This is a genomic window from Mycolicibacterium arabiense (assembly GCF_010731815.2).
Lineage (GTDB): Bacteria > Actinomycetota > Actinomycetes > Mycobacteriales > Mycobacteriaceae > Mycobacterium > Mycobacterium arabiense.
This window is the reverse complement of sequence record NZ_AP022593.1, coordinates 1183916-1199530: the sequence shown is the minus strand read 5'-3', so window position 1 is coordinate 1199530 and position 15615 is coordinate 1183916. Positions and strand designations below refer to the sequence as shown.

The following is a 15615-nucleotide window of genomic DNA, read 5'->3' as shown; positions in this document are numbered from 1 at the left end:
ACGAGTCGCTGACGTCGCGACCGTGACGTGTCGCTGACAGTGCTCTTCGAGGCGTGCCGTGCGGTGCCTGCGGAGCTGAGAATGGACGTTCGTCACGCTTTGCCAGCAGCAATATCGGGGATGACCGACACTCGGTGAGAAAGATGCAATGCCGACGTAGGAGGTGGGTGACACAGTGAGTCCGGGAAACCAGGCGCTTCTTGACTACCAGCTCGGTGCTGCGGCCGCCGATTGGGCGCCGTTGATGAATACGACCGACGTCGACGAAGCGACCGCGGCGCTGCGACCCGCGTTCTTTCCGCTCGACATCACGCCTAGCTCCAAGGAATCGTTTCGCGTTGAGGTGAGGGCGGAGCAACTACCGCACCTCAGCATCGGCTACCTGGGCATGGGTGGCGAGGCTGTCATGCGGGTGCCGGACGTCGGCGGCTATCACATCGCCATCGCCATTTCGGGTCACACCGTCAGCAGGTGGGGCGACCGTCACCCGAGCACCGTGACTGCGCCCGGGGCGGCGACCGTGTTCGGGCCTGGAACCAGCACCGATTTGACGTGGTCACACGATTGCGCACAGCTCGGGATCAAGATCGATCAGAACAGCATGGAGCGCGAGTTGGAGAACTTGCTTGATCGCTCGCTCGGCAAGCCCGTCGACTTCGCGCGGCGGTTGGACCTGACGACGACGAGATCGGTCAGCTGGTTGAGCCTGGTGGGAGTGTTGAGTCGAGAGGCCGGAAAGGTGGACGGCCTCCTCCGGCACCGGCTTGCGGTGGCAAACCTGCAACAGCTTCTCATCGAGGGTTTGCTGCTCACCCAACCGCACGGTTACTCAGACGAACTCAGCGGCGACGATGGAACGTCCGCAGCACGATCGGCGGTGGAACACGCGATCGACCTGATGCGCTGTTACCCCGAGACGGCGTGGACGACGGCGCAACTCGCCCGAGATGCAGGGGTCAGCCCAAGGGCACTGCAGAAGGCCTTCGCCAGAGCAGGCGAGTTGCCACCGATGAGCTACCTGCGGGAGGTGCGACTGCACCGGGTGCGCTGCGAGTTGGTCGACGCGTCTGAAAGGGGTGCCGCGGCGTCCGTCACCACGGTGGCCACCCGGTGGGGCTTCGTTCACCTCGGCCGGTTCGCTCAGCAGTACCGTCAGTTGTTCGGGGAGTCCCCGTCGCAGACGCTTCGACCACCGGACCGTGAAGCGTGACGCTGCGCTTCGCCAAGCGTCGGGAAGACTTCGAACCGTTCGATCAACTCGGCCGCGGCGAGTGTGGTCACGATCGGGTTGGTCGCGGGTGCCACGAGGCAGAAGGAGATGTCGGATTCGCCGGCCAACGCCGAGGCCTCCATCAGGGCCTCGAGCGCGGCGTCGTCTGCCGACGTCACGCCTGACATGTCGAGTATCAGCTGTGATGGTTCTCGCGCCACTTCGTCGGTGACGAGGCGGTACATCCTCGAGTGCGTCTCTCCGTCGAGGTCACCGGCCGCACTGACGACGCTCGTCCCGCAGGCAAGCCGTTGCACGGAGTAGGAGAATCCGCCCAGTTCGCCCTGCAAAGCGCTCCCTCACCGAGTCACGTCGTACCGCTACGAAGGTGAGTAAAGCAGCGCGATCCACTCGTCGATATCCACGCAGCGTCCCGAGTGTGTCCGATTTGCGCCGCGGGATCCGCGCCCCAACGCTGGCACCGCGATCAGTCAGGGCACCCCCCGTGATGCACGGTGGGGTTGCCCACCATGTCGTAGACCTTCGTTGCGAGGTGGAGGTTGAGGCGCGAATTGACATCCTGTAGATCGAGTCCGCTGATGTCTCGTATGCGTCCGAGACGGTACCGCAGAGTGCTGCGATGAATGTTGAGGGCAGTCGCCGCTTGGTCGTAATTTCCACCGCAGTCGAGATACCGCCCCAGGGTCTTGACTAGTTCGGCGCTCTTCTCGTCGTCGTAGGCCATGAGGGCGCCGAGCCATTCGGACAGGAACTCACGGACTGCGGGTGCGTTGTCACCTGGATCGAGTATCCGACACACTCCGAGGTCGTCGAACCGACGGGATCCATAACGATCAGCCGCGACCTTCTGTATGCGCAGGGTTCGTCGCGCGTCGGCGAAGGAGCGCGGTAGGCAGGAAGGGGTCTTTGCGACGGACCCGATCGCGATCCAGCCGTGGCCGTTTCCCACGTCCCTCGAAATTGCGCGATGCAGAGACTCGGGTTCGGGCAGATCTTCGGTCAGCAGAATGATCATCGAAGGCCGTCGAGCGCTGAGCGGGTGTAGACCGGCAGCTGTTGCCCAGCGACTGGCCGTGCGGGCAATCAAGTCGCCGTCGATCTCGGGACTCCACTGTACGATGGTTACCCGATGAGGCGTGCGGAGATTGTGTCCGAGCGCCGCGCCACGTGAATACGCGCTCGTGTCGTCAGTACCGGCGAGTAGATCGTCGATCAGATCACGACGCAGTCGTAGTTCGGCTTCTGCGAGCGAGCGCCGGTAGGACATCTCCACCGCCAATACCGCCGCCGCGTATTCGAGTGCGAATGTGTCGAGCCGATCAGCGCGGCGGTGCGGATCGTGCAACGCCACCACCCCAAGGGTGTGTGTCTTGGATCTGATGAGGCGGAAGACACGATCCCCGTCGCGGCTGTGCTGTCCATTCGCGCGCACCTGGCGGAGGACGTCTGCCCTATTGTCACCACCCACCGGCCGGTAGGAGCCGGGGGTCGGCGGAGGCGACCATGTCAAGAGATTCCCGAACGCGTCTTCGACCGACACCGCCAGGGACGTCAGCTCGTGAAGTGCGCCGGCAATCCCGGCCTCACCCACTCCGGACGCCGAGACGCGGGTCAAGACCTCGTGAATGTGGTCGCGGCGTTCCAACGCAGCGACGCTGCGCGACAACCGATGAATCGTCCTTTCGTGATCTGCGGTCGTCTTCTGCAATGACAGACTCTGGCGACGCTTTCCATCGATTAGTTCGGCGGTCACCATCGCTGCCGCGGTTTGCTGCGCGAGAACCTTCAGCAAGATCATCTCGCGGGCCGACGGGGCACGTTCGGAGCGGACGACGAGAACAGCCGTCACCGTCTTGACGGTGCGCAGCGTGATCGCGTACCTCCATGCTGCGTCTGGCAATTCGATCGCGTGATCGGAGGCAAGGTTTTCGGAGACCGCGGTATCCAGGCTGCGGTCCAACGGTCGATCGCGGTCGCGGTGGTCTGCCGGCTTGCCGTCCACGACGCGGTAAACGGCCTCGGCGTAGCTCTCGCTCAGGGATTGCACTGCATCTGCAGCCAAGTTCAGTATGGCGTCGGCTGAGCGACCGTCGAACATCAAGGAACAGCCAACGAGGACGCCGTACACGCCCGAGACTTCGGAGCGGCCGTCGATGCCGACCGCCTCGGAAACGAGCGTGCTCAGCCCCAACGTATCCATCTCGTTCCCCCAAATCACGCGTTCCACCCGACGCCGGGTCGTACCCGGAAGGCGTCAATCCAATCAATTGGGGATCGATTCGATCGAAAGCTGTTGTCCACGAGAACATTGCAGATGGATATTGAGTTCTCCGGGTTGGTCTCCCGTTCGGCGGTGCCGACTCTCGGCCCGGTCTGCCGAAGAGAACCGGAACGCGCATGTTTCGGCCCCGCGAATGCGGGTAAACATGTGCGTCGTTTTCCTCACGTGGCCTCGAATCCACACGGGATCGACGCCGCTACGCCCCAGAGGGAGGTGTGCCAGGGCACCCGATTTCCTTCACGTCATTCGGAGTCGGGAAATCTCGGGTTCGTGAGCAGGTGCTGCCGGCGCACGGGCCCGCATGGCTGCGTATGAATGCCAACTCGACGATCGCTGATGGATCCGGATCGGATGTCACCCCCGAAAGCCTGACGGAGCTGGCGCGAATCGGCTTCTCGTCGTTGGATCCAGCGGAGATCATCGCAACGATGAGCGAGGGAGTCGGTGCTCTGACCCCATGCCGGGTCGAGGCGACCTACTGCGGAGCAGGCGACGACATGACGTTGTGCCCTCCCACTCAGCGCAATGACCCGGAGCTGGCCGAAGTCCTCGAGCGATTGGGCTGGCAGGGCTCGATCGTCCCGGCTCGTGGTGGCTGGGGCCGCGCCTTCCGCCTATCCCACCAAGACATCGTTCACGGGTGTCTGGTGGTCAGTGCCGCTGACGAACCGACGGCAGATCATCTGTCGATGCTGGACCTCCTCACGCGACAAGCGGGCGCCGCCCTGGCGTGCGCTCAGTTGCATCAGCGCGACATACGACGGGCTCGTCAACTCGAGGCGACGAATCAGGACCTGACTGACACCGTGCAGCGGCTCGAGGCGCGCTCGCGCGTCCACGAATTCTTGGAGTCCGCGCTGGCAAGCGGTGCCGGGGAAGAGGGCATCCTCGAGGCACTGCACGGGTTGACGGGACGTGCGGTGTGTCTGGAGGACAGGTTCGGCAACATTCTCGCGTGGGCCGGGCCGGGCCGACCACTTCGGCACGTGAAGGTGAAGCAAAGTCAACGCGACCGATTTCTCCACCTGCTGTCCACACAGGGCGGTCCTGTGCGGTCTGGGAGCCGCGTGAGCGTACTGATACAGCCGCACACGGAGATACTCGGAGTCCTCGCGCTCATCGACGCCGACGCCGAGATCGACGACGATGAGCTGTTCGCACTCAAATGCGGCACCAGCGTGCTCGGACTCGAGCTGACGCATCGGCGCACTCTCGCAGAAGTGCAACTCAACCTGCGCCGTGAATTGTTCGACGACCTCCTGGCGGGTACGGATGCCGCCGGCGCCTACGCGCGGGCGGAGGCTCTAGGTCACGATCTGCGCCGGCCCCATTACGTGCTGGCGATTCACACTGCACGCGGAGCCAGCACTTCCGACATCGCTGCGGTGAGCCGTGCTGCGGGTCACATGCACCTGAGTCATCTGATGGGGCAACAGGGGAGGCTCGTCGTCCTCGTCGTCGGAGGTCGACCATCGCTCGACGCGTTGCACCAGGAGATCAGCAGGCAGCTCGGAGACGTCTCGTGTGCGATCGGCATGGGGCCACGCTGCGACGTGCCTACCGACATTCCGCAGTCCTTCGTCCGGGCGCGTCGCGCCGTGCACATCCGCCTCAACTCCGCCCAACCAGAGGGAGTTGCCGATTACGACGAATTGGGCTTCTACCACTTGGTCGATGCAGCGCACACCGTCGGCATCGCCGAAGAATACGTTCGTCGCTGGCTGGGTGCGCTGATCGACTACGACGCCGCGAAGAGTTCCGATCTCGTGCACACCTTGAGCTATTACTTGGAGTGCGGCGGAAACTACGACGAATCCGCCACCGCGCTACACGTTCACCGCAGCACGCTGCGGTACCGGCTCGGCCGCATCGCAGACCTCACGGGATTCGACCTTCGCGATGTCGACACCCGGTTCAACTTGCATGCCGCTACGCGAGCGTGGCGGTTCCTCACCCCGGAACCTTGACGAAGGACCGATGTGCGAAGGGGTACGCCGAGCGCCTGGCAGTGAAGTCCAGCGCGCCTTGGCGGCCGCCGCTTAGACCCCCGGGGTCGAATCCGTAGACCGATCTTGCGCCTCGCGGTCCGGTCCGGTCCGTCGGCGACAGTGCAAACGTTGCACCTGGGTCTGTTCAGGCCCGCCCGGACCGCTGAGGGGAGTCAGCCAGTGACCCATCCGTCGGGCATTCCGTTGTTCGAGAGGTTCTTCCGATCGGTCGCAAGCATCGACATCGACAAGAACGACGTCCGTCGTTTCCACGACTTCGTTGATGAACGGATCGACGCAATCGCCATCGCCGGCCGCAACTCGGCCAAGTCCAACGGACGCGACGTCGTCGTGCCGCAAGACCTTCCGATCACCAAGGGTGTGCAGGAGCGGATGAGAGAATTCGATGCGCTCGACGAGGCCGAGGACGTTCGAGAGTTGCTGCGTCAGGTCGTACGACGACCGCCAGGAGACGTCACGTTCGCGGAGGACACCGAGCAGCTCCTACCCGAGTTGTTCGGCGGGCTCAGTGTGGCGCTGGCCTCGTCGTTCCGCGTGGTGGATCCATCGGTGACGAAACCGTCGAGTGAGCTTTGGGATCGGGTCTTCATCATATTTCGGCTGATCTTCTAGTTCTGACGCTGATCCGCGGTGAACGGCAGCGGGGTGGGAGACGACGTCGTGAACGGAGGGACGACATGAAATTACCATTGCAGCGTCCGGCGGGACGGACCGAAAAACAGCCTCCCGCAGAGGGACCCATCAACACCAGATTCGACGGTGATGAGAATGCGTCTGAGAAGGGAACGGGTCGGCACTCATGGTCACCCTCGGCCGACGTCATCGAGGTGGACGGAGGATATGTCATCGAGGTCGAACTCCCAGGGGTGCGTAGGGAAGACGTCGACGTCGACCTCGATGGCAACGAGTTCGTAGTGACCGGAGAGATCAAGGAGCGCGAGCGCGAGGGCTTGTTTCGGCACCGAACCCGCAGTGTCGGACACTTCGAGTTCCGCGTCACTCTGCCCGGTGAGCTACGCAGGGAAGACGTCGAAGTGTCGTTGGCCTATGGCGTCCTCAAAGCCTACGTGCCCAAGGTGAAGCATGGAGGCGGACAATCTGAAAAGAGTTGATGAAAACTAGCTTTCGAGTACCCACCCCCGGATGGATCGCCCTGCCGGGTCGAATCCTCGCCATTGATTCAGCCGCTGGGACCGAAGCGGTGGAAACGGCGAATCGATCACGATGGCCATTGTCATCGGTTACGTCGGAGGGGATCACCATGAAGTACGACGAGTTCATCGCCCGGGTGGCAGAGAACGTTGGAGTCCCAGAGAGTGAGGCGGGGTCGCTGGTCAGGGCCACGTTGGCGACTCTCGCAGAACGCATCAGTGGAGGCGAGGCGCAGGATCTTGCCGCCCAGTTACCGCCCCCGCTGGATTCGGCCTTGGTGAGCGCCCGCGAGAACGCTGAAGCATTTAATTTCGAGGAGTTCGTGCAACGAACGGCGGAACGCGCTGGCACCGGCGGTGACACGGCCGCACGTGCTGTTGTCGCGGTGTTCGCCACCGTTGGCGAAGCAGTGTCGCCCGGAGAGTTCGACGACGTGCTCGCTCAGCTCCCTGCTGGTTTCCATCGGCTCGGCACGTCCCAACCGCGCTGAACTTCGATGTCGTTGCGTTCGACCCGTGCTGGCGGGTTCAAACGCACCGAGCAAGTTCGGCTTGGCAGGAGGACGCGCTTGCGAGATCCATTCCGCAGGATGAGTTTACGGGGGTCGTGGAGGCACCGATGCACAGTGGCATCGGCCGTCGGCGCCTCCGCCGAGACGACCTTCGAGACCTGGGAGAAGCGATGACATCAATGGCAACGTTGCGCGGACTCGATCGGCGTGCCGATCACACCCTGGCGGGACCCGCGTCGTCACAGACCGTGGATGCGTGGGGGGACTGATGGCCCACCACTCAACGGTGCAGATCTCGGCAGTGCGGCCCGCCGAGCCGCCCCGCCGTGTCATCGCCACGTTCGACGATTACGCCGATGCCGAGCGGGCGGTCGACTACCTGTCTGATCAGAGGTTCGAGGTGAACAGGGTGGCGATCATCGGCCGGGACATGGAGTACCACGAACAAGTCATCGGCCGCCTGAACTACGGTGGCGCCGCTTTGCGCGGCGCCGGTTCAGGCGCCCTCGTCGGTGTGCTGATCGGGTGGATCTTCGGCCTGTTCGATTGGATCGATCCTCTGCTCTCCGCGCTGGTACTGGCCTGCTATGGCCTGCTTTTCGGCGCCATCGTGGGCGCGCTGTTCGGACTCGTGGCACATGCACTGCAGCGCGGCCGGCGGGACTTCCACTCGGTGGGCGGACTGCGGCCCAAGTACTACGACGTCGTCGCCGACGCTCCGGTGGCCGACCGCGCCGTCCAACTGCTCGGTGGCGTCACCGACCGAAGGGAATAGTTTCATGGCTACAGCTGTAGGAATCGATCTCGGCACGACCAATTCGGTGATCGCCGCCTGGCAGGGCGGGGAGCCGATCGTGATCCCCAACGCCGAAGGTGCACGCACCACGCCGTCGGTGGTGGGGTTCACGGAAAGCGGAGAGCGCCTGGTCGGGCAACTCGCCAGGCGGCAGTCCATCATGAACCCGAAGGGCACCATCTATTCGGCGAAGCGATTCATCGGTCGGCGATTCGACGAGATATCGGATGAGGCCAAGGCGGTCAGCTTCGACGTCGTCGAGGGCGAGGGCGGCGCCGCCCGGTTCGAAGTGCGCGGCAAGAAGTACTCGCCGGAGGAGATCAGCGCGCTGGTGTTGCGCAAACTCGTCGACGACGCAGGCAAGTTCCTGGGCGAGCGGGTCAAGGAAGCGGTGATCACGGTCCCCGCGTACTTCAACGACGCCCAACGCAACGCCACCAAGGATGCCGGCCGGATCGCCGGCCTCGACGTACTGCGAATCATCAACGAGCCCACGGCCGCTGCACTGGCCTACGGGCTGGACAAGAAGGGCCACGAGACCGTGCTCGTCTTCGACCTCGGCGGCGGGACGTTCGACGTGAGCCTGCTCGACGTCGGTGACGGGGTGGTCGAGGTCCGCGCCACGGCCGGCGATTCGCACCTGGGTGGCGACGACTTCGACCGCCGGCTCGTCGACTACCTCGCCGATGAGTTCCAGCGGGAGAACAACATCGACCTGCGCAATGACGCACAGGCGTTGCAGAGGCTGTTCGAGGCGGCCGAGAAGGCGAAGGTCGAACTGTCGTCGGTGGCGCAGACCCAGGTGAATCTGCCGTTCGTCACCGCCGACGCCAGCGGACCGAAGCACCTGACCACGACGATCATGCGATCGAAGTTCGACGACCTCACAGCGGACCTGGTCGAGCGAACCATGGGCCCGGTCAAGCAGGCGATGACCGACGCCAAGGTGAGCGCCAACGACATCGACGAGGTAATCCTGGTGGGCGGGTCTACCCGGATTCCGGCGGTTCAGGCTTTGGTGCGCCGGCTCACCGGCGGCAAGGACCCCAACATGAGCGTCAACCCCGACGAGGTCGTCGCGCTCGGCGCCGCGATCCAGGCCGGCGTGCTCAAGGGGGAAGTCTCCGATGTCCTGCTGCTCGACGTCACCCCACTGTCATTGGGCGTGGAGACCGCCGGCGGGCTGATGACCAAGATCATCGAGCGCAACACCACCATCCCGGCACGACGCAGTGAGGTGTTCACCACCGCGGCCGACAATCAACCGGCTGTCGACATCGTCGTGCTGCAGGGCGAACGGGAGTTGGCAAGGGACAACCGGGCACTCGGCCGCTTCAAGCTCGAGAACATCCGCCCGGCACCTCGGGGTGAACCGCAGGTCGAGGTCATCTTCGACATCGACGCCAATGGCATCCTGCACGTCACCGCACGCGACCAGGACACAGGCGCCGAGCAGGGCATCACCATCAGCGAGCAGTCGAACCTCGACAAGGGTGAGGTCGACCGCATGCTCGCCGAGGCCGAGGCAAACCGCCGCGAGGATGAGCAGCTGCGTCAGGCGGTCGAGGCGCGAAACGCGCTCGACTCCGCCGCCTACCAGGTCGAGCGGCGACTCGCCGAATTGGGCGATTCGGTGGCGCCACACGATCGGGCCAGAGCCGAGATGCTGGTCGCCGACGCGCGTCAAGCAGTCAAGGAAGATGCGCCGGTGAACCGGGTGCAGGCCCTGACGTCGGAACTGCAGCAGATGCTCTACGGGCTGCAAGCCGCGCCGTCCGGTAGCGGCAACGGGCAATCGGCAGGTGCCGGCCAAGGCTCTCCCGCCGGTGACGACGACGTGGTCGACGCCGAATTCGACCGGGGTTGATTCGCAATGGTCAGCCCCGCAGAGCATTCCGAGACCGACCAGGGGGAAGGCCGGGCTGCGGAGAACCGGTCCGACGCGGCGTCATCCGACAAGGATGAAGGCGACGCGCTGGCCAAGCTCGAAGACCGCTGGCGGCGCGCCGTCGCCGATCTGGACAACCTGCGCAAGCGGTACGCCCGCGAGCTGGAGCGCGAACGAGCAACGGAGCGATCCAGGGTGGCCGGAGCGTGGCTGCCGATCGTCGACGACCTCGAGCGGGCGATCAGTCATGCCGGTGACCAGTCCGATGCGGTTCTCGAAGGTCTGCGGAGCATTCTCGGACAGGCGCTGCAGGTCCTCGAGCAACTGGGTTATCCCCGCGATGCCGAATCAGGCGTGCCGTTCAACCCCGAGCGTCACGAAGTGGTCGGTGTAGTGGACCACCCGGACAGCCCCCCGGGCACGGTCGTCGACGTGCTGCGACCGGGCTACGGCGAGGGCTCCGCACAACTGCGGCCGGCGGCCGTGGTGGTCGCCCGGCGCGGACAGTGACACCTCGTGGCCCGCGATTACTACGAAGCGCTTGGGGTGTCGCGGGACGCGACCGCAGATCAGATCCAGCAGGCGTTCCGCACCCTGGCACGCAAGAACCACCCGGACGTCAACAAGGATCCGGCGGCCGAGGACCGATTCAAGGAAATCAACGAGGCCTACCACGTCCTGACGGACCCTGAAACCCGAAAGCGCTATGACCGATTCGGCGAAGACTACCGTCAGGTTCCCGACGACTGGGAGCAACGGGTCGGCGCCGGAGTCGGTGGCGGGCGGCCCGGCGGTGGGCGGGTGCGATACGGCCAGGGATTTGGCGGCGCAGGCGGCATCAACATCGAAGACCTCTTCGGCGAGATGTTCAGCGGCGGTGGTGGATTCGGGCCCATTCCAGGCGCCGATCAGGAAGCGGTGTTGGAGCTTACGGTCGAGGAGGCCTACCGGGGTGGCAAACGGCAGATCTCGCTGGACGGCCGCAGCTACACGGTCGACGTTCCCGCCGGCGTCATCGACGGTCAGCGGATCCGGCTCGCAGGAGAGGGCGGTCGGGGGAGCGGCAGTGGGCCGGCCGGAGATCTATACCTCGTGGTGCGGATCAAGCCGGATTCCCGATTCCGGCTCGTCGGTCGCGACGTCAGCGTCGATCTGCCGGTGTCACCATGGGAGGCGGTGCTCGGCACCACCGTCGCGGTCCGAACCCCTAGCGGCGAAGCGAAAGTCAAGGTGCCGCAGGGATCCTCGACCGGCCGTCGGTTGCGGTTGCGCGGCGAAGGCATGCCCAACCCGCACGGTGCAGCAGGGAACCTCTACGCGGAAATCAAGGTGATGGTGCCACCGAACCCCACCGCGCGAGAACGCGATCTGTTCGAACAACTGGCCGCGGAGTCCGCATTCGACCCGAGGAGAGGACGATGACCGTCCCACACTACGTCTTGGCGCGCCGGCCCGGTATACAGCTCGAGGTCTTCGCGGCGCGTTGCGGGCTACATCCGGACCAGGTGCGCCGGTTGGTGGCATTGGGCCTACTCGATTGCCGGCGGGATGCTCGCGGCGATCTCGTGCTGGAACCGCCTGCGTTGGCCATCGTCGCGCGCATTCAGCGGCTGCGGACCGGGCTGGGACTGAACTACGCGGCAATCGGTCTGGTGCTGGATCTGCTCGACCGCATCGAAGAGCTCGAATCAGCGTCTCGCCGAAGGAGGACGTCGCCATGGACATCAACAAGCTGACGCAGAAGTCGCAGGAGGCGTTGGCCGACGCGCAGAGTATCGCCACCCGGATGGGCCACACCGAGGTCGACGGTGAACACCTGTTGATGGCGCTGATCGACCAGCCTGAGGGTCTGGTACCGCGGCTCCTCGACCAGACGGGCGCCGACACCGCGGCCCTGCGCGCCGACCTGGAGCGCGAGCTGAACCGCCGTCCGAAGGTGAACGGACCCGGCGCCACGCCGGGCCAGGTCTCCGTCACCAGGCGCCTGGCCGGCCTGCTGGATGCTGCCGAACGGGAAGCCAAGCGGCTCAAGGACGAATACGTGTCGGTGGAGCACCTCGTCATCGCATTGGCTGAAGAGGGGACGGCTTCTGCAGCCGGACGGATCTTGGCTTCGCACAACGTGACTCGCGACTCCTTTCTGACTGTGCTGGCCAAGGTTCGCGGCAACCAGCGGGTCACTTCGGCGACCCCGGAGGGCGCTTACGAGGCGCTGGAGAAGTACGGTCGCGACCTGGTGTCCGAAGGTCGCGCAGGCAAGTTGGACCCGGTGATCGGGCGCGACGCCGAGATCCGCAGGGTGATCCAGATTCTGAGCCGCAAGACGAAGAACAACCCGGTGCTCATCGGCGACCCGGGAGTCGGTAAGACGGCCATCGTGGAGGGCCTGGCCCAGCGGATCGTGCGCGGCGACGTGCCGGAAGGCCTGCGGGACAAGACCATCTTCTCCCTCGACATGGGCTCCCTGGTGGCAGGCGCGAAGTATCGCGGTGAGTTCGAGGAGCGATTACAGGCGGTGCTGTCAGAGGTGAAGGCAGCCGAAGGGCAGATCCTGTTGTTCGTCGACGAGTTACACACGGTGGTCGGCGCCGGGGCGACCGAGGGGTCGCTGGACGCCGGCAACATGCTCAAGCCGATGCTCGCCCGTGGTGAGCTGCACATGATCGGCGCCACTACTCTGGACGAGTATCGCAAGCACATCGAGAAGGACGCCGCGTTGGAGCGTCGGTTCCAGACCGTTCTGGTCGACGAGCCTGCCGTCGAGGACACGATCTCGATCCTGCGCGGCCTACGTGAACGCCTGGAAGTCTTTCACGGCGTACGGATCCAGGATGGGGCGCTCGTAGCGGCGGCAACGCTGTCGCATCGCTACATCACCGACCGCTTCCTACCCGACAAGGCGATTGACCTCGTCGACGAGGCGTGTGCGCGACTACGAACCGAAATAGACTCCATGCCAGCGGAATTGGATGAGGCGACCCGTAGGGTTACCCGGCTGGAGATCGAAGAGGCCGCACTGGACAAAGAGACCGACCCCGCCAGCAGTTCCCGGTTGGCGGAACTCCGAAAGGAATTGGCTGATCTGCGGGCGGAGGCCGACGCGCGGCGCGCGCAATGGGATGCCGAGCGGCAGGCGATTCGGCGGGTGCAGGAATTGCGTGGGCAGCTCGAGCAGCTCCGCCACGAGGCCGAAGAGGCCGAACGCAACTATGACCTCAACCGGGCAGCCGAGTTGCGCTACGGCCAGATCCGGGAATTGGAGCGCAAACTCGACGCGGCATCCGAACAGCTGCAGTCCAAACAGGGCGAAAAGCCCTTGCTACGTGAGGTCGTCACCGAGGACGAGATCGCCGAGATCGTGGCCGCCTGGACCGGCATACCGGTGGCGCGACTACAGGAGGGCGAGCGGGAAAAACTGCTGCGCCTCGACGAGATCCTGCACGAGCGGGTGATCGGCCAGGATCAAGCCGTGCAACTGGTCGCGGATGCGGTGATCCGTGCCCGCTCCGGAATCCGTGACCCGCGCCGTCCGATTGGCTCGTTCATCTTCCTGGGGCCCACCGGGGTGGGCAAGACCGAGCTCGGCAAGACCCTGGCTGCCGCGTTGTTCGACAGCGAGGACAACACGGTGCGGCTCGACATGAGCGAGTATCAGGAGCGGCACACGGTCAGCCGGTTGGTCGGTGCACCACCGGGATACGTGGGCTACGAGGAGGGCGGCCAGCTCACCGAAGCGGTGCGTCGCAAGCCCTACTCCGTGGTGTTGCTCGACGAGATCGAGAAGGCGCACCCCGATGTGTTCAACACGTTGCTGCAGGTGCTCGACGACGGTCGGCTCACCGACGCGCAGGGTCGCCAGGTCGACTTCCGCAACACCGTGGTCATCATGACCTCCAACATCGGGTCACACCACCTGCTCGACGGCGTCACCGGGGACGGTGAGATCAAGCCCGAGGCGCGCGACCGGGTGATGGGTGAGCTACGCACACACTTCCGGCCCGAGTTCCTCAACCGCGTCGACGACATCGTCTTGTTCACGCCTCTGTCGATGCAGCAGATCGAACGGATCGTGGAGCTGCAGCTGCGCGAGCTACGGGACCGGTTGGCCGAACGTCAGATCGAACTCGACATAACCGCGGACGCTCGCCGGATGATTGCCGAACACGGCTACGACCCGGTGTACGGAGCCCGGCCGCTGCGTCGGTACATCGCCCACGAGGTGGAGACCAAGATTGGCCGTGCCTTGCTACGCGGCGATGTCGCGGGCGGCGGCATGATTCGCGTCACCCTGGACAACGGTGAACTCGCCGTTGGTTATTCGGAACCCGCCCTCGCGGCCTGACGGCGGTGTCCCATGCCCCCACCCTGGCTACTCGTCGAACCGCTGCCGTTGCCGAACGCCGTAGGCAGCCGTTCTGACGCCGTCGTCGTCCTCCAGTCCTGATCCCAGCGCCCCGCCGACGGTGGAGATGGAGGCCAACAGCCATGCGAGCGACAGATAGTCATTGGTCGACACCGGATGGCCGAGTGTTTGGGAGAACACTTCTGGCAACAGCGTCAGCTTGGCCGCAACGAGCATCAACACGAACAACGCGACATGGAGGACGGTGACGCCGATGGTCAGCGTAATGAGGGTCGCCAGGTTGTACAGCGTGGACCGGGCGCGCTCGGCAGGAGACGTCGGACGTTCCCAGAGTTCGTGATCGAGGATCAACCAGGTGACCATTGCTCCGATCGACAGGACAGTGGTCGCGCACTGTCGCCAGAGCCCCATGGTGTCGGCGAACAGCCAGATCGTGTCGGTTGCGAGCGCCAATGCTCCAGACCCGAGTGCAACCACCAGCACCTTCGAAAGTCCGGCGACCAGTCGCCATGGCCGATTCGCGCGCACCATTCCGGCCAGCAGGCGAAGCCGGCGAAGACCACGCGGAGCGAAGTAGCGAACCCCTTCCCGGATTTCCGTCGAATCCAAACGGGCGGCGCTTCGTGGTTTGAGCCCAGGTCGTTCCGTCACCACGGAAACGGCGAGAATGACCAGTTCGTGCACCCGTCGGGCGACCAACGTGGCTCCGACCCCGGCTACGGCAATGAGTCCGAATCGGTGCTCGGCGCTGATCTCGGCGAGAATCGGCAGGCGGTTCTCTCGACGGGGCAGGTCGGTCATGTAGATGACGACGTCCGCCTCTTCCTTCGACGGCTCCACCGAAGCGATGACCTCGCGGAAAGCCGCTTGCTCGTCACGTAGATGAGGTTGCACGCGAACGGACGCCTCCCACCGCTCCGGCGGGTTGGTCGACTCGGAGAGGTCGTGGGGCAGCGACTCGGCGATGCGCTTGGCCAGTCGCGCCGGCACACCTGGGTCGGCGATGAGCAATACCGTGAAATTGCGACCAGTCAATGCCACCCCCTGACGTGACGCGCTATGCCGCAGCCGGGACACTACCCTGGCGGCGCCCACCCAAACGGCCGATCGAGGGCCACTCCGACCCGAGCGTTCCCGTCCCCGGAGGTCTGCCCGGCTGCCCATTGTTCGCTCTCCAGGGCCGATGTACCAAACCGGTCTGATTGACAGAGTGCACAGCGTGAACCGAACGCCGAATCGAGGGCACGATTGACATACGCACGTGCCTTCCTGGCGTACCGGACGGCCCCGCAGGTTCGACGGATCGTCGAGCGACCGCAGCGTGAACTGTTATTCGGCTGCTGCACAGATGAATTCACGTGCAGGACCCCGGAGGGGGTCCGAT

General features: G+C 64.7%; 14 protein-coding genes. 11 read left to right on the top strand and 3 right to left on the bottom strand.

Annotated elements, in window-relative coordinates; translation table 11 throughout:
* Positions 1-175: 175 nt before the first annotated feature.
* Positions 176-1210 carry an AraC family transcriptional regulator gene (locus G6N61_RS07355; RefSeq protein ID WP_163917939.1) on the top strand — a complete coding sequence of 345 codons (1035 nt, stop codon included), beginning with the start codon at positions 176-178 and terminating at the stop codon, positions 1208-1210.
* On the opposite strand, the gene G6N61_RS07350 is transcribed toward G6N61_RS07355, so the two are convergent.
* Together G6N61_RS07350 and G6N61_RS07345 are read right to left on the bottom strand one after the other, a co-directional pair.
* Positions 1153-1560 carry an STAS domain-containing protein gene (locus tag G6N61_RS07350; protein WP_163917938.1) on the bottom strand — a complete coding sequence of 136 codons (408 nt, stop codon included), beginning with the start codon at positions 1558-1560 and terminating at the stop codon, positions 1153-1155. The two genes, G6N61_RS07355 and G6N61_RS07350, sit on opposite strands and share 58 nt — an antisense overlap.
* A gap of 137 nt (positions 1561-1697) precedes the next feature.
* The gene (locus tag G6N61_RS07345; protein WP_163917937.1) at positions 1698-3458 is read right to left on the bottom strand and encodes a PucR family transcriptional regulator; all 1761 of its coding nucleotides are present in this window, start codon (positions 3456-3458) and stop codon (positions 1698-1700) included.
* A 482-nt stretch (positions 3459-3940) separates the two neighbouring features.
* Between G6N61_RS07345 and G6N61_RS07340 the strand changes: the two genes are divergently transcribed.
* The 10 genes from G6N61_RS07340 to clpB all read left to right on the top strand — a co-directional run bounded on the left by G6N61_RS07340 (position 3941) and on the right by clpB (position 14210).
* A complete protein-coding gene (locus G6N61_RS07340; RefSeq protein WP_235887438.1) occupies positions 3941-5479 on the top strand; it encodes a PucR family transcriptional regulator in 1539 nt (512 codons plus the stop codon).
* A 201-nt stretch (positions 5480-5680) separates the two neighbouring features.
* Positions 5681-6133, top strand: a complete 453-nt coding sequence (locus G6N61_RS07335) for a DUF1931 family protein (protein ID WP_163917935.1) — start codon at positions 5681-5683, stop codon at positions 6131-6133.
* 65 nt (positions 6134-6198) lie between these two features.
* Complete coding sequence (locus G6N61_RS07330; protein ID WP_163917934.1) at positions 6199-6633, top strand: Hsp20/alpha crystallin family protein; 435 nt, start codon at positions 6199-6201, stop codon at positions 6631-6633.
* A gap of 149 nt (positions 6634-6782) precedes the next feature.
* Positions 6783-7163: a DUF2267 domain-containing protein gene (locus tag G6N61_RS07325; RefSeq protein WP_163917933.1), complete on the top strand. Its 381-nt coding sequence runs from the start codon at positions 6783-6785 to the stop codon at positions 7161-7163.
* A gap of 289 nt (positions 7164-7452) precedes the next feature.
* A complete protein-coding gene (locus G6N61_RS07320) occupies positions 7453-7959 on the top strand; it encodes a YflT domain-containing protein (RefSeq protein WP_163924652.1) in 507 nt (168 codons plus the stop codon).
* Positions 7960-7963: 4 nt separating this feature from the next.
* On the top strand, positions 7964-9847 hold the full coding sequence (gene dnaK / locus G6N61_RS07315) for a molecular chaperone DnaK (protein WP_163917932.1): 1884 nt from the start codon (positions 7964-7966) through the stop codon (positions 9845-9847).
* A gap of 6 nt (positions 9848-9853) precedes the next feature.
* Positions 9854-10378: a nucleotide exchange factor GrpE gene (locus G6N61_RS07310; RefSeq protein WP_163917931.1), complete on the top strand. Its 525-nt coding sequence runs from the start codon at positions 9854-9856 to the stop codon at positions 10376-10378.
* 6 nt (positions 10379-10384) lie between these two features.
* Positions 10385-11290 (top strand): DnaJ C-terminal domain-containing protein, encoded by a 906-nt coding sequence (locus tag G6N61_RS07305; protein ID WP_163917930.1) that lies wholly within the window; start codon positions 10385-10387, stop codon positions 11288-11290.
* Entirely contained in the window at positions 11287-11604 is a 318-nt protein-coding gene (locus G6N61_RS07300) for a chaperone modulator CbpM (protein ID WP_163917929.1), read from the top strand. The genes G6N61_RS07305 and G6N61_RS07300 overlap by 4 nt, the downstream gene beginning before the upstream one ends.
* The gene (gene clpB / locus G6N61_RS07295; RefSeq protein WP_163917928.1) at positions 11586-14210 is read left to right on the top strand and encodes an ATP-dependent chaperone ClpB; all 2625 of its coding nucleotides are present in this window, start codon (positions 11586-11588) and stop codon (positions 14208-14210) included. The genes G6N61_RS07300 and clpB overlap by 19 nt, the downstream gene beginning before the upstream one ends.
* 27 nt (positions 14211-14237) lie before the next feature.
* On the opposite strand, the gene G6N61_RS07290 is transcribed toward clpB, so the two are convergent.
* Positions 14238-15308, bottom strand: a complete 1071-nt coding sequence (locus G6N61_RS07290) for a hypothetical protein (RefSeq protein ID WP_407666396.1) — start codon at positions 15306-15308, stop codon at positions 14238-14240.
* Positions 15309-15615: the final 307 nt, after the last annotated feature.

Coding starts and splice junctions, on each gene's coding strand:
- G6N61_RS07340 (WP_235887438.1), top strand. CDS start 3,941: ATGAGCGAGGGAGTCGGTGCTCTGACCCCATGCCGGGTCGAGGCGACC.
- G6N61_RS07330 (WP_163917934.1), top strand. CDS start 6,199: ATGAAATTACCATTGCAGCGTCCGGCGGGACGGACCGAAAAACAGCCT.
- G6N61_RS07325 (WP_163917933.1), top strand. CDS start 6,783: ATGAAGTACGACGAGTTCATCGCCCGGGTGGCAGAGAACGTTGGAGTC.
- G6N61_RS07320 (WP_163924652.1), top strand. CDS start 7,453: ATGGCCCACCACTCAACGGTGCAGATCTCGGCAGTGCGGCCCGCCGAG.
- dnaK (WP_163917932.1), top strand. CDS start 7,964: ATGGCTACAGCTGTAGGAATCGATCTCGGCACGACCAATTCGGTGATC.
- G6N61_RS07310 (WP_163917931.1), top strand. CDS start 9,854: ATGGTCAGCCCCGCAGAGCATTCCGAGACCGACCAGGGGGAAGGCCGG.
- G6N61_RS07300 (WP_163917929.1), top strand. CDS start 11,287: ATGACCGTCCCACACTACGTCTTGGCGCGCCGGCCCGGTATACAGCTC.
- clpB (WP_163917928.1), top strand. CDS start 11,586: ATGGACATCAACAAGCTGACGCAGAAGTCGCAGGAGGCGTTGGCCGAC.